Here is a 13,551-nt window from a genome sequence, read left to right as displayed (position 1 = left end):
TATGCAACATCCTAACCCCGGTGCGTTTCCGCACGGCTTTCTGTGGGGCGCTTCAACCTCGGCGTATCAGGTTGAGGGCGCCTGGAACGTAGACGGCAAAGGGCCGTCGGTGATCGATAAAGGCCATTTTCCTGAGGGGATGACGGATTTCACCGTAACCAGCGATCACTATCATCGCTTCCGGGAAGATATCGCGCTGCTGGCGGAGCTGGGCCTGAAAACCTATCGATTCTCCATCGCCTGGAGCCGCATCTATCCGCAGGGTGACGGCGAGCTGAATCCGGCGGGCATTGCGTTTTATCAGCAGCTGATTGATGAAATTTGCCGCCACGGCATTGAGCCGCTGGTCACGCTCTATCACTTCGACCTGCCGTGGGCGCTGCAGCAGGATGGCGGCTGGTCAAACCGGCGCACCGTGGCCGCCTTTGAGCGCTTCGCCATCACCTGTTTCGAGCACTATGGCGACCGGGTGAAATACTGGCTGACCATCAATGAACAGAACATGATGATCCTCAAAGGCGAGGTGATTGGCACGCTGCCGGCCGGCACGGTGGATGCGCAGAAGACGCTGTATCAGCACAACCACCATATGATGCTGGCGCAGGCCAAAGCGATGATTGCCTGTCACCAGCGCTTGCCGCAGGCCAAAATTGGCCCGGCACCGAACATCTCCTGTATCTATGCCGCCAGCGCCAGACCGGAAGATGTGCTGGCCGCTGATAACTTTTCAGCGATCCGCAACTGGCTCTACCTCGACCTGGCGGTACACGGCCATTACAACAACGTGGTGTGGGCGTTTCTGCAGCAGCGCGGCTGGCTGCCGCACATTGAGGCGGAGGATATGGCGACCATCGCCGCCGGTCAGCCGGACTTTATCGCCTTCAACTATTATGCATCGGCCACAGTCAGTGCTGACATGCCTGAGGTCGCGCGTGGTGAGCTGAACAGCAAGCAGCAGGCCGACCAGCAGATGGCCGGCATCGACAAATCGGTGTACGTCGGCTGTAACAATCCGCATCTGCAGCAGAATCAGTTTGGCTGGTATATCGATCCGGTCGGTTTCCGCATTACCGCGCGGGAGATCTATGCGCGCTATCGGCTGCCGCTGATTGTGACAGAAAACGGTCTCGGCGCGTTCGACACGCTGGAGGCGGGCAATAAGGTGTATGACGACTACCGCATTGCCTATCTGCGCGAGCATATCGCTCAGCTACGACTGGCAATTGCCGATGGCGTCGAGCTGTTTGGCTACTGTCCGTGGTCGGCCATCGATCTGGTCAGCACCCATCAGGGCATCAGCAAACGCTACGGCTTTATCTACGTTAACCGCGATGAACACGATCTGCGCGATCTGGCGCGCTATCGCAAGAAGAGCTTTTTCTGGTATCAGCAGTTGATCCGCAATAACGGTGCACAGCCTGATGCGGAGGTGGAATACTAACGCGCGGCGCGGCGCGGCGGCATCCCGGCTGGATCGCCGCCGCGCCAGCCGCGTGATTAGCGGTGTTGTCCCGCCATCAGCACATATTTTACCTGCACATACTCTTCAATACCGTAATGGCCGCCCTCGCGGCCGTAGCCGGAGTGCTTGATACCGCCAAACGGCACTGACGCCGTACCGACTGAGCCGGAATTGAGGATCACCATGCCGGCTTCCAGTTTTTTCGACAGGCGGAAAGCGCGGCCAACGTCACGCGTCCACGCATAGGACACCAGACCGTATTCGGTGTCGTTAGCGCAGCGAATCACCTGCTCTTCATCACTGAAACGGTACAGGGCAAACACCGGTCCGAAAATCTCGGTGTTGTGCACGGCAAAAGAGGCGTCCAGATCGCACAGGATGGTCGGCTCATAGAACAACCCGCCCTTCGCGTGTGGCTTGCCGCCAAGGCGCAGCGTCGCCCCCTGTGCAACCGCATCATCCACCAGCGCGGTGACTTTATCGAGCGCCATGCGGTTAATCAGCGGGCCAACTACAAATTCCTGCTGCATACCCTGATCGACACGGATCTCACTGACTGTTTTCACCAGTTGCTGCACAAAGGCATCGTAAATCGCGTCATGCACAAAGATGCGGTTAGGCGAAATACACACCTGGCCGGAGTTACGCAGTTTGGCGCTGACCAGCCCGGCCACGCTCTCTTCCAGCGGGCTGTCGGCGAACACGATAAACGGCGCGTTGCCGCCCAGCTCCATGGTCATCTTTTTCAGCGTGGCCCCGCACTGCTGCGCCAGCAGTTTGCCGACGCGGGTAGATCCCGTGAAGGAGATTTTGTGGATGCGCGTATCGCTGGTAAAAGCTTCGCCGATGGCTTGCGGATCGCCGGTCACCATCTCAAACACGCCAGCGGGAATACCGGCCTGACGGGCATACTCCAGCAGTTTATACGCGGTAAGCGGCGTCTCTTCTGCCGGTTTGATGATCATGGTGCAGCCTGCGGCCAGCGCGGTAGCAATTTTGCGGGTGATCATCATAAACGGGAAGTTCCACGGTGTGATGGCTGCGGTCGGGCCGACCGGCTCTTTTACCACCAGCACGGAGGCGTTAGCATCGTGCGACGGCAGGGTATCACCGTTGACGCGTTTGGCCTCTTCCGCATACCACTCAATAAAGCCGAGACCGTACTCGATTTCGCCCAGCGCTTCGCTCAGGCATTTGCCGTTCTCCCTGACCATCAATTCAGCAAACAGGTGCTTATCGGCGCGTACCAGATCGTACCAGCCACGCAGCAGGTCGCTGCGCTGTTTCGCGCTTTTTGCCGCCCATGCCGGAAACGCGGCACAGGTGCGATCGATAGCGGCCGCGACCTCGTCGTGGCGCATGAACGGTGCTTCGCCGACGAGGCTGCCGTCGGCAGGATTGGTGACTTTAATCATTCCAGTGTGCTCCAGTGTCAGAATCAATGTGACAACCTGGCAGTCAGCGTTATCGGGCTGGCTGCCGCTGTGCAGAAATGATGCGCGTCTGGCCTTTTCGCCACAATCGATTAAAATTGCTCCATCATTGAGAAAAACTGAACGGTTAACTGATGCGTGATTTGCCACCCCTGAATGCCTTGCTGGCGTTTGAATATGTCGCCCGTAGTGGCAGCGTGCGGGCAGCGGCTGATGGCCTGTCGGTGACGCCAGGCGCGGTGAGTCGTCAGATTCGTCTGCTGGAAGAGTACTTTGGCACGGCGCTGTTTCAGCGTCAGGGGCGCGGGCTGGTACTGACGCTGCCCGGCAATGCCTATTTTCTGCAAATCAGCCAGCACCTCGACGGTATTCGCCAGGCGAGCGCCACGCTGCAGCGCAATGCCGGCCGCACGGTCATCCGGCTGCACTCCTTCACCACGTTCGCCACCCGCTGGCTGATTCCGCGGCTGGCACAGTTTCAGCTGGCGCATCCGGCGATTGACGTGCGCCTGACGACCGCGTCGGAATGGGACGATACGGTGGATTGCGACGCGGCGATTCGGCTTGGTGACGGTACGTGGCCGCAGCAGCACGCCACGCCGCTGGTGAAAAACGTGCTGGTGCCGGTGTGCCGTCCGACGGCTGACCGGCGCGCCAGCATGTATCTGGCCGGGCTGGCGCAGCATACCCTGCTGCTGGTGCGCGGACGTCCTGATGACTGGCAGCGCTGGTGCGAAGCATTTGGCGTGGAAATGGACGCGCTGCCGCACCGGCGGCAGATGGAAAGTTCGGCGCTGGCCTATCAGGCCGCCCTTGAAGGGCAGGGGATTGCGCTGGCGCAGCGCGTGCTGGTGGAAGCGGAGCTGAAGGCGGGCACGCTGATCGCCATGGAGGATTACCAGCTGGACTGTGGCCGGCACACCTATTACCTGGTGCGCCCGCAGGAGAGCGTTAAGGCTGCTACGCTACAGCAGCTGGAGCAGTGGCTGGTCACGCAGGATGACGGCGATCAGGCGTTATGAACGGCGAAATGGTCCATCTGCCACGGAGGCGCGCTCAATCAGCCGTCCGCTGAACGGCGGCAGGGGCGCGATTGCTTCGCCCTCGAGCATCGCCACCAGCTGCGCCAGCGTGTGCTGAATCATCTCCGCCACCGGCACGTGAACCGTCGTGAGCGGCGGCAGGAAAAATTCGGCCATGCGAATATCATCAAAGCCCATCAGCGATACATCCTGCGGCAGCCGTTTGCCCGCCGCATTCAGCGCCAGCGCGGCACCAATCGCCATATCGTCATTGCTGGCCATCAGCGCACTGAAGGGTACGCCGGCACTCAGCAGCTGGCGTGCCGCCGCCTGACCACTCTCCGGTGTCCACGCGCCCGGCAGTACGCGCGCCGCTTCATACGGCAACTGATGATCGGCCAGCGCCTGCTGATAGCCAGCCAGACGCGCGTCGGCGGTGGGCGATCCCGCCAGTCCGGTGATAAACGCGATGTCATGGTGACCGCGCGCAATCAGGTAGTTCACCGCATCACGGGTATTTTGCTGGTGCGAAGCCCACACGCAGTTCGCCGCGTGCTGCGTCAGACGGCGGTTAACCACCATGATCGGAATATCGTGCTGGTCGATGATCGCTTCCAGCGCGGCGGTGTCGAGAAAACGCGGGTAGATAATGATGGCGTCGCAGCGCAGATCGAGCAGAAACTCGATTGCCGCGCGCTCATCGTCAGCGCTGGTTTTGCCATCGGCGAGGATCAGCTGGCGGCCATAGTTGTTGGTCAGCGTGGCCGTCTGGTATAGCAGCTCGCTGAAATAGGGACCGTTAAACAGCGAATGGGTGACGATCAGGCCGATATTCTGCGATTTTTGCGTCGCCAGACTGCGCGCCAGCAGATTCGGGCGGTAGCCGGTTTCCTCTATCGCCTGAAACACTTTCTGCTGCGTGGATTTGCTGACATAGCGGTTACCCGCCAGCACGCGCGACACGGTGGCTTTAGAAACGCCCGCTTTGCGGGCCACATCCAGCATAGTAATCATCAGCGCTTCGACCATCATTCCTGCAGGCTAAAAAGCGATAGTACCTGAAAATGCAGGGAAATTAATGGCATCGTTAGCAAACAGTGAGGGGGATCAGGCGTAGAACCAGGCGGGCAGGATGGCGATCAGGTTATTCAGCGTATGCAGAAAAATCGGCAACGCCAGGCTGTTGCTGCGCAGACGCGCGTAGCACAGCAGCAGCGAGAACAGCGTCAGCGCAACGATGGTTTCCCAGTGCACGTACTGCGTGTGCAACGCGGCGAACAGCAGCGATGTGAGCAACATGCAGGCAAAACGGCTTTTGGGCGCCCACAGCAAAAACGCCTGCAGCAGAAAGCCGCGGAACAGCACCTCTTCAAACACCGGCGCCAGCAGCACGGCGGTGAGCAGCAGAATCAGCATTGAGCTGCGTCCCTGCTGGCTCTGTTCAATCAGCCAGCCTTCCGGCTGCAGGAACTGCGTTTGCGCCACCATCAGCACAAACAGCGCGCCGATAAATAGCAGTGCCTGGCCGGGGCGCAGAAAGCCCAGAGGAATGTCGCTGCGGCGCTGGCAGTAGAAACGGTACAGGGGATAGATCACGGCAAATTCAAACAGGCACAGCACCGGCACCAGCAAGCCGTTATTGCGCAGCGTCCCGTAATTGGGAAACAGCGTAATCAGCATGGTCACGAGGTAATAAACCACAAAGCTACCGACGTAAAACAGGGTCAACGTAACTTTGTCGGATTGGGTGTCCATAGGCGACTCAGCGGGCAGAGGAAGACGCATAGTAGCAACGGCGATCGGTGCTGTCGAGGTGCGTTTGCGGAGATTTTCGCCGGTTCAGATACGCCACAATCTCGGCGCTAACCGACCGCCTCATCGCAGGCAATGCGCGGCATGACGGCTTGCGCTTTCATCTGGCGAGCAGTTGGAGAGGGAACCGAATCACTTATCTGGCGCGGAGGATGCCGCTGGCACCGTCTGGTGCACAACGGCAGAGAGAAAATTAACGAGGCTTAACGCACCCGGACGGCCACGAAGGTCATCACGATGGCGAAGCCGATAAAAATAGCCAGTTCCATCATTATCTCCTCAGAAAAGTCTTAGATAATTGTAGCGTCTGCGCGGGTGATTTTTAGACACAGCGTGCGATTAATCCGAAAATGTGAGCAGAAAATCGCGCCTTTTGTCACGCAATGCGACCAGTCTGCTGGAAAAATTTTCGCATCGGCGGCACGCTTTGTTACTCTCAGGAACCCGCTTGTTCATTATCCAGGAGGAGAAAATTGTGAACCATTATGGAAAAGCGCTGCTGCTGACGGCGATGCTCGCCTTAACGGCCTGTCAGTCAGCCAGTAAAACTGACAGCAGTAACGCCGTCAGCCACGATCCGGAAACCGACCAGTGCGGTGCCTCGCAGTATCAGAACTACCTCGGTCAGCCGCTGAGCGCGCTTGATACCCAGCGCTTTGCCGTACCGGTGCGCGCGATTCCGTGGAACGGCGCCGCCACCATGGACTTCAATCTGCGCCGCCTGAATTTCCTCGGCGATCAGAACGGGAAAATTTCCCGGGTTTACTGCGGGTAACACCAAACGGACACGGCATTGTCATCGGGCTGTCACGGCGGCGGGCGAGGATAGCTGCGCATTACGGAGATTTCCTCGTCACTCTCGAATATGCAATGCTCGTCTTGTTTCTTCCCGCTACGGCGGGAATTTTTTTCGCTATAACCTGCCTGCTGCGCCATATTGCCTCCGCCATAGCGCGCGATGAATCGCGGTTTTGCGGCGCCTGGCGTACAGGCAGCAATAACAGACTGACCTTACAGGAGTGACGATGAAATACCTGACCCGAACGCTGTGTTTGACGCTGCTGCTCAGCCCGCTGGCGCAGGCCTCAAGCGAGGCGGCATGGCAGCAACACGATAAAAACCTGCAGCAGGCATGTGTGCAGGCCAGCGGTCTGAAAGCGGTGAAAGTGGTGGGCAAGCCGATCATGTACGACGACAGCGTTGGCTACGATGCGCTGTTGCTCGAAGGCCGCTATCCGCAAAAGCATATGAAAAATCAGCTGGGGCGGGAACTGTGCCTGTATCAGCGTCAGAGCGGTAAAGCAGTGGTCAGCGAAGCCGACCAGCTGCGGGTGGTGAAATAATCTCCGGGGCCGCTATTTTTGCGGTCCTGCTTCTAACAGCTGCGCCAGCAGGTTGCGGTAACTCTGCAGGCGCTGTTCATCGCCTTCCACTTCCAGCCGGGTAATCACGCGGGCAATCACCGCTTTATTGGTGGCGGGCTGGCCATCATCCATCAGCTCGCGCATGATGGCGGCCAGCAAATCGCTCTCGTGCGGCGCGTGCCAGGCGGGGCTGTTGAAATAGTCGGTAATCGCCCGACTGGCGCTGTCATGGTGCGTTCTCATAGCCGACCTCCGCAGAGACAACGAAGCCTGCCACCCACGACGGGCAGCAACTGAAAACCTGAATTAAGCATGCGGACTGTCCAGGACGGGCAGCGCCTCGCCAGTGATGACTGGTGATTTTTTAAACATAGATGCGGTGTGGAATATTGTCAGTAACGAATCGTCATATTTTTTCACGTTTGCCGTCTTTCGCGATGCGCTTATCGGGCCTTATGCCAGGTAACCGCACATAAAGACACTACAAAAGTGAGGCATCGCCCTATTTGCTGTGAGCAGAATCACGCCCGGCAGCGAAAAACTGCGTTTTCATACGCATGCCATGTTTTGCCGTCCGGTAATGTTGCGAGGTTGTTAGACTGAACCCTCGTTTCATTTTTTCCGACATCTGCGCTCATGTTACGCTCCATCGAATCCTGGAAGATCAATCTGATATCCGTCTGGTTTGGCTGCTTTTTTACCGGCCTGGCCATCAGTCAGATCATTCCTTTCCTGCCGCTTTACGTGGAAGAGCTGGGTATCCGTGGCGGCAATGCGCTCAGTATCTGGTCAGGCCTGACCTTCAGTGTCACCTTTATTGTTTCTGCCGCCGTGGCGCCGCTGTGGGGCAGCCTTGCCGATCGCAAAGGGCGCAAGCTGATGCTATTGCGCGCTTCGTTTGGCATGGGCGCGGTGATTCTGCTGCAGGCGTTTGTCACTCAGGCGTGGCAGCTGTTGCTGCTGCGCGCGCTGATGGGACTGACGTCCGGTTATATTCCCAACGCCATGGCGCTGGTGGCCGCGCAGGTGCCGCGTGAGCGCAGCGGCTGGGCGCTGAGCTGCGTGTCGACCGGACAAATTGGCGGCGTGATCCTCGGGCCGATGATTGGTGGTCTGCTGGCCGACTGGCTGGGCCTGCGCATGGTGTTTATCGTTACCGCGGTGCTGCTGATGGTCAGCTTTCTGGTGACGCTGTTTCTGATTAAGGAGACCGGCTACACGCCGGTGAGCAAGCAGGACAAACTGAGCGGGCGCGAGGTGATGCGCAGCCTCGATAATCCACGCCTGATGTTCTGCCTGTTCGTCACCACCATGGTGATTCAGATGTGTAACGGCTCGGTGAATCCTATCCTGACGCTGTTCGTGCGTGAGCTGGCGCCGGATGCGCAGAATATCGCGTTTCTCAGTGGTGTGATTGCCGCGCTGCCCGGCGTGTCGGCACTCATCGCCGCACCGCGTCTCGGCAAACTCGGCGATCGCATCGGTACCCAGCGTATTTTGCTGGCGACCATGATCGCCTCGCTGCTGCTGCTGATTGCCATGTCGTTTGTCACCAGCGCCACGCAGCTGGGCGTCCTGCGCTTTCTGCTCGGCTTTGCCGATGGCGCGATGATGCCGGCGGTGCAAACGCTGCTGGTGCGTCATTCACGCGATAACGTCACCGGCCGTATTTTTGGTTATAACCAGTCGTTCATGTACCTCGGTAACGTCGCCGGACCGCTGCTGGGCGCAGCGGTCTCAGCCGCCACCGGTTACCGCTGGGTATTCTTCGCTACCGCGGTCGTCGTCCTGCTCAACGTGCTGTTGCTGCGGCGCTTCTATCGCCGGCCAAAAACCGAGCTGAAACCCCTTAGCCCGGCGGCCGCCACTAAGCCGGCTGACGCAGCGTCAGCGCATAGTGCCAGCGCCGCTGAGAAAGCAAAAACTCCGGGCTGACGCTCGGGCTCCACGAATCGTCGCCGCCGACGCCCATATGGAAGCCGTCGAGATGCAGCCAGCAGCCGGGTTCGTCCTGCAGCAAATGGCGGTGCGAGGTGGCGCGCAGCTGCTCAAGGCTGTGGCGGCTGAGCGAGAAGGCAAAGTCGCCGCTGATCTGCCAGCTGCCGCTATCCAGCTGGCGCGTGCCGCAGCGCAAGCCATTCTCACCCGGAAAGACGTAGCCGGTGCTGAGCGCCGCCAGCGGCAGCTGCCAGCGTGAAAACTGCGCCGCCAGCTGGCGATCCGGATAGTTTTCATGAGGCCCCAGTCCCAGCCAGCTCACCTGGTGCGGGACCTGAGCCAGCTGGCAGCGCAGGCCGATGCGCGCGGGCGGCGGCAGACCGGCGGCCTGTTGTACATCGACGCTGATAGTCAGTTCGCCATCGCCGCTGATGCCATAACGCTTATGGCTGGTAAACAGATGCTGGCCCTCACCCAGTACGCGATGCCAGGTTTCAATCTGCACGCCGTGCTGCAGGCTGTCGACCTGCATCGCCAGCAACTCTGTTTGCAGCCGATCATAGCCCGCGCGTTTCCAGCGCTCGACCCAGGCGTTGGGGTCGATATTGGCAGCTTCGCTGGTGCCGATATCATTATCGATCGGTGCGCGAATAAAGCACTCCTCCAGCGGTGTCAGCATGGTTTCACGATCGTTCACCCACCACTGCAGCAGCGCGCCGCTGCGGCGACAGAAGTGCCAGCGCTGCGTGGGCAGCACCACCGCCACCAGATTGTGATTGGTTTCCAGCTGGGGCGCGCAGGCGCTGAGCGGCGGCAACGTAACCGGCAGTGCGGCCGGCAGCGCCCACTGATCCCAGGCCACGCGATGATCCGCCTCAGACCAGGGCGTGGCGGCGATCTGATGCACCGCGAGGTTGAGCCACGCTTCACCCTGCAGCGCTTCAGGCGCGGGCACGGTAAAGGTGTGGCTGCCTTCGGCATCGAGATCCAGCACCCATTCACCGCGCGCGAGGGGTACACCGTCCTGCTCAATCCACCAGCGCAGCCGTTCGTTGTCGCTGCGGCGGAATAAATATTCGCTGGTGACGGTCACGCGATACGCATCGCCGGGATCGCGCGTAAACCGGAAAAACTGCTGGGCGCGCTGTGCTTCAAACAGCGCCGGATGCGGCGTGCGATCGGCAAACACCAGCCCGTTCATGCAGAACTGGCGATCGTTGGGCGTGTCACCGAAATCGCCGCCGTACGCCTGCCACGGCTGGCCGTGTTCGTCATAGCGCGTCAGGCTTTGATCGACCCAGTCCCAGACGAAGCCACCCTGCAGCCGCGGAAACTGGCGAAATGCCTGCCAGTATTTGGCAAAGCCGCCAAAGCTGTTTCCCATCGCATGGGCGTATTCACACAGGATCAGCGGACGCGCTTCGTCCGGCAGGCTGATCCATTTTTTCAGTGACCACTTCGGCACCGCCGGGAAGGGCTGGTCCTGATCGACGCGCGCATACATCGGGCATAGAATATCGGTGGCCGCCGTGTTGGCGCCGCCGCCCTCATACTGTACCGGGCGCGTGCTATCGCTGCTTTTCACCCAGCGGTACAGCGCATCGTGCGTGCTGCCGTGGCCGGACTCATTGCCCAGCGACCAGATGATGATGCAGGCATGATTACGATCGCGCTGCACCATGCGCGTTACGCGTTCGCTATAGGCGGCAAACCAGCGCGGGTCGTCGGAGAGGCGGTTCATCGGCTGCATGCCGTGCGTTTCGATATTGGCTTCGTCAACCACGTACAGGCCGTACTCATCGCACAGCCGATACCACAGCGGATGGTTAGGATAGTGAGCGCAGCGCACCGCGTTAAAGTTGTGGCGCTTCATCAGTTCAATGTCCTGACGCATGCCAGCTTCATCCACCACCTGACCGCGTTCGGGATGGTGCTCATGACGATTTACGCCGCGTATCAGCAGCGGCTTACCGTTGAGGCACAGCTGGCCGTGCTCAATGCTGACGCGACGAAAACCTACATCATAAGCTTCGGCTTCGATCACCTCGTCGGCATCATCAAGCAGCGTGACGACCGCGCGGTAGAGATGAGGCGTTTCGGCGCTCCACAATAGCGGTTGCAGCACCGGCAACACCATCAGGGTGCGTTCCGGATAGTGGCCACGTTCATCAATGATGGCGCTGCCCGGCGGCTGTTGGTGTTGTGCGATGCAGTCGCCGTTGCGCCATAGCGTGACGCGCACCCGACACTGACTGAGCGGGCGCGCGCCGGCATGGATTTTGACACTCACCCGTAAATCGCCGCGCAGATATTCCGGGCTGAGCGCGGTTTCGATCTGCACATCGCTCAGGCGGGTGTCCGGTTTGTGCAGCAGCGTCACGTCGCGGAAAATACCGCTCATGCGCCACATATCCTGATCTTCCAGATAGCTGCCGTCGCTCCAGCGCAGCACCATGACCGCCAGACGATTGTTTCCCGGCTGCAGCACGTGGCTGAGATCAAACTCGGCGGGTAAGCGGCTATCCTGCGAATAGCCCATCCACTGTCCGTTGCACCACAAATAAAAGGCCGAGCTGACACCATCGAAGATGATGCGCGTCTGCCCCTGGCTTAACCAGCCGTCATCAACTTTAAATGTGAGCGAGTAACATCCGGTGGGGTTCTCGCGTGGCACTAAAGGGGGATTGACCGGAATGGGATACTGCACGTTGGTATAAATGGGCGCGTCGTAGCCGTGCAACTGCCAGTTGGCAGGCACCGGCAGCGTTGCGGCGTCCGGTAAATCCTGTAGCAGCCAGTTGTGCGGCACCGCTTCCGGCGCGGTAAAATAGCTGAAGGCCCACTGACCATTCAGCCGCTGCTGCGCAGGTGAGGGATGGCCATCGCGCGCGCTGACTTCATCGCGCCAGCTGGCAAACGGTGGATGCGCGTCCAGGCGATGCAGGCTGGTGATAACCGGGTTTTCCCAGTCACGGCGCGCCAGCACTTCACTCAGAGAAACAGCCGCTAAGGTCATAGTGAGATCTCATTAATTGTATTGCGCTCACATTGCGTGAAATGGCGTTAGCTGTAAAGACGCAGCGCGCAATTTTGTTACTGCGCGCACAGCGAGCAGCACTGACGTTTGCGGCACAGCGTTCGCTGTAACTTAAGCTGGCGTATTGAGCGGTCTGTGAGGCTTTTTTAGCGGTTTCTTGCCACTAAAACGTTAAGCGTGGTGAGCAGGCATGAATAGCGCCGGGTTGCGGACCATTCTGTATTGTCGTGTTAACCGCCGCTTCATACACTCAGCGCAATTTCAGCAACCTGAGGTCAATATGATCCGTATCGTTAAGCTCGCTGCCGTTGTGGCGCTGGTGTCCGCGTTAAGCGGTTGTCTTTTTCCCCCGCCGGGCGGCGGAGGAGGAGGAGGTTGGGGTGGTCCTGGCGGTGGCGGTCCCGGCCATGGGTATCAGGGACCGCGTTAATTTAGCACCAGTGCATAATTAATGCAGCGATGCGAAACGTTTTATCTGCGGCGTATTTTGTCAGTGAAACGTTTCGCCGTTATATATTGAATTTCAGCCACTTTTTTTACGCTTCGGCTAACCATTATTTTTCCTTTGCCCGGCAAAAATTCTTGTTGTTTTAATCCTGCCAATGCTAATTTTTGTTTTCCCATTCTGACTGAGTCCATCGCATGAAAAACCTGATTGCGGAACTCCTGCTCAAGCTGGCAGAAAAAGAAGAAGAGTCTAAAGAATTAGTGGTCCAGGTTGAGGCGCTGGAAATCGTGCTCACCGCCATGCTGCGCAGACTGGATGCCGCCCAGGTTAGCGACATCGCGGCGGGTATTGATCGCGCGATGCCGCCCGCCGCTTCCGTGCAGGAAAATCCGGACGCGCTGATGCTGCGCAATTACGTCGAAAAGTTGCTCAACCACCCGCGCGAATAATCCCGCCGTACGCGCATAGATTTTTTTCCGCTTTGCTTATTCCGTGCCATGCTTAACAGGCAATAATCACACGGAGAAACCGGCAATGAAATCGTGTCTTGTGGCAATAATGGCAGCAGGCCTGCTGCTGGCTGGCGGTGCGGGCGCGGCGGAGAAAACCGCGCAGCAGGAAAAAATGACGCTGTGTAATCAGCATGCAGGCGCACAAAATCTGAAAGGCGATGCGCGTAAAAGCTTTATGAGCGAATGCCTGAAGAAAGACAGCAAAATGGGCAATATGACGCCGCAGCAGATGAAAATGAAAAGCTGTAATAGCGAAGCAGGAGAGAAAAAACTCAGCGGCGATGCGCGTAAAACCTTTATGAGCAGCTGTCTGAAGAAGAGTGCTTAAACCTCTGGCGGCCTGCGGGCCGCTTTTTTGTGTCCGCACTCGCAGGGTTAATGCTCGACGTATTTTTTCTGTCATAAACGGCACGCGTTGCCAAAACTTTACAAAATCCTTACATAAAATTCCATTTCTCCCCATCCAGTCTCTCTGACGCTTAACCGTGGCCAGAGCGGCTTTACGTGCAACATAAGGAACCTG

At 58.7% G+C, this 13,551-nt stretch carries 13 protein-coding genes; 7 read left to right on the top strand and 6 right to left on the bottom strand.

Translation table 11 applies throughout. The annotated features are described in order from the left end of the window. The first annotated feature begins 1 nt into the window (after position 1). Positions 2 to 1,441 (top strand): glycoside hydrolase family 1 protein, encoded by a 1,440-nt coding sequence (locus FT726_RS07730; protein ID WP_346302642.1) that lies wholly within the window; start codon positions 2 to 4, stop codon positions 1,439 to 1,441. 56 nt (positions 1,442 to 1,497) lie between these two features. Here FT726_RS07730 and FT726_RS07725 read toward each other — a convergent pair whose 3' ends face one another. Continuing rightward, complete coding sequence (locus tag FT726_RS07725; RefSeq protein ID WP_211726366.1) at positions 1,498 to 2,877, bottom strand: NAD-dependent succinate-semialdehyde dehydrogenase; 1,380 nt, start codon at positions 2,875 to 2,877, stop codon at positions 1,498 to 1,500. A 152-nt stretch (positions 2,878 to 3,029) separates the two neighbouring features. Here FT726_RS07725 and FT726_RS07720 point away from each other — a divergent pair, with 152 nt between their 5' ends. After that, positions 3,030 to 3,917: a LysR substrate-binding domain-containing protein gene (locus FT726_RS07720; RefSeq protein WP_288421415.1), complete on the top strand. Its 888-nt coding sequence runs from the start codon at positions 3,030 to 3,032 to the stop codon at positions 3,915 to 3,917. Here the strand turns inward: FT726_RS07720 and FT726_RS07715 are convergent. Then, positions 3,912 to 4,931: a LacI family DNA-binding transcriptional regulator gene (locus tag FT726_RS07715; RefSeq protein WP_146068673.1), complete on the bottom strand. Its 1,020-nt coding sequence runs from the start codon at positions 4,929 to 4,931 to the stop codon at positions 3,912 to 3,914. The genes FT726_RS07720 and FT726_RS07715 overlap by 6 nt on opposite strands. Before the next feature lie 93 nt (positions 4,932 to 5,024). Beyond that, complete coding sequence (locus FT726_RS07710) at positions 5,025 to 5,672, bottom strand: CPBP family intramembrane glutamic endopeptidase (RefSeq protein ID WP_021507241.1); 648 nt, start codon at positions 5,670 to 5,672, stop codon at positions 5,025 to 5,027. Between the two features lie 532 nt (positions 5,673 to 6,204). On the opposite strand from FT726_RS07710, the gene FT726_RS07705 reads away from it, so the two are divergent. Both FT726_RS07705 and FT726_RS07700 read left to right on the top strand, forming a co-directional pair. Continuing rightward, a complete protein-coding gene (locus FT726_RS07705) occupies positions 6,205 to 6,504 on the top strand; it encodes an I78 family peptidase inhibitor (RefSeq protein WP_211726364.1) in 300 nt (99 codons plus the stop codon). 250 nt (positions 6,505 to 6,754) lie between these two features. Continuing rightward, positions 6,755 to 7,072 carry a hypothetical protein gene (locus FT726_RS07700; protein ID WP_021507239.1) on the top strand — a complete coding sequence of 106 codons (318 nt, stop codon included), beginning with the start codon at positions 6,755 to 6,757 and terminating at the stop codon, positions 7,070 to 7,072. Positions 7,073 to 7,084: 12 nt separating this feature from the next. Here the strand turns inward: FT726_RS07700 and FT726_RS07695 are convergent, their stop codons facing one another. Then, entirely contained in the window at positions 7,085 to 7,336 is a 252-nt protein-coding gene (locus tag FT726_RS07695) for a biofilm development regulator YmgB/AriR family protein (RefSeq protein WP_021313231.1), read from the bottom strand. Positions 7,337 to 7,729: 393 nt separating this feature from the next. Between FT726_RS07695 and FT726_RS07690 the strand changes: the two genes are divergently transcribed. Further along, positions 7,730 to 9,028 carry a multidrug efflux MFS transporter gene (locus FT726_RS07690; protein WP_088516215.1) on the top strand — a complete coding sequence of 433 codons (1,299 nt, stop codon included), beginning with the start codon at positions 7,730 to 7,732 and terminating at the stop codon, positions 9,026 to 9,028. Here FT726_RS07690 and FT726_RS07685 read toward each other — a convergent pair. Further along, complete coding sequence (locus FT726_RS07685; protein WP_346302641.1) at positions 8,961 to 12,047, bottom strand: beta-galactosidase; 3,087 nt, start codon at positions 12,045 to 12,047, stop codon at positions 8,961 to 8,963. The genes FT726_RS07690 and FT726_RS07685 overlap by 68 nt on opposite strands. Before the next feature lie 492 nt (positions 12,048 to 12,539). Beyond that, the gene (locus FT726_RS07680) at positions 12,540 to 12,692 is read right to left on the bottom strand and encodes a hypothetical protein (RefSeq protein WP_193750246.1); all 153 of its coding nucleotides are present in this window, start codon (positions 12,690 to 12,692) and stop codon (positions 12,540 to 12,542) included. A gap of 18 nt (positions 12,693 to 12,710) precedes the next feature. Between FT726_RS07680 and iraP the strand changes: the two genes are divergently transcribed. Together iraP and FT726_RS07670 are read left to right on the top strand one after the other, a co-directional pair. Further along, positions 12,711 to 12,965: an anti-adapter protein IraP gene (gene iraP, locus FT726_RS07675; protein WP_021507236.1), complete on the top strand. Its 255-nt coding sequence runs from the start codon at positions 12,711 to 12,713 to the stop codon at positions 12,963 to 12,965. A gap of 85 nt (positions 12,966 to 13,050) precedes the next feature. Next, positions 13,051 to 13,356: a PsiF family protein gene (locus FT726_RS07670; RefSeq protein WP_058757988.1), complete on the top strand. Its 306-nt coding sequence runs from the start codon at positions 13,051 to 13,053 to the stop codon at positions 13,354 to 13,356. Positions 13,357 to 13,551: the final 195 nt, after the last annotated feature.

It is taken from the genome of Pantoea sp. Morm (genome assembly GCF_016643525.1).
Taxonomy (GTDB): domain Bacteria; phylum Pseudomonadota; class Gammaproteobacteria; order Enterobacterales; family Enterobacteriaceae; genus Pantoea; species Pantoea dispersa.
Note: the sequence above shows the minus strand (reverse complement) of the source record. Positions and strands in the feature narration are given on the sequence as shown.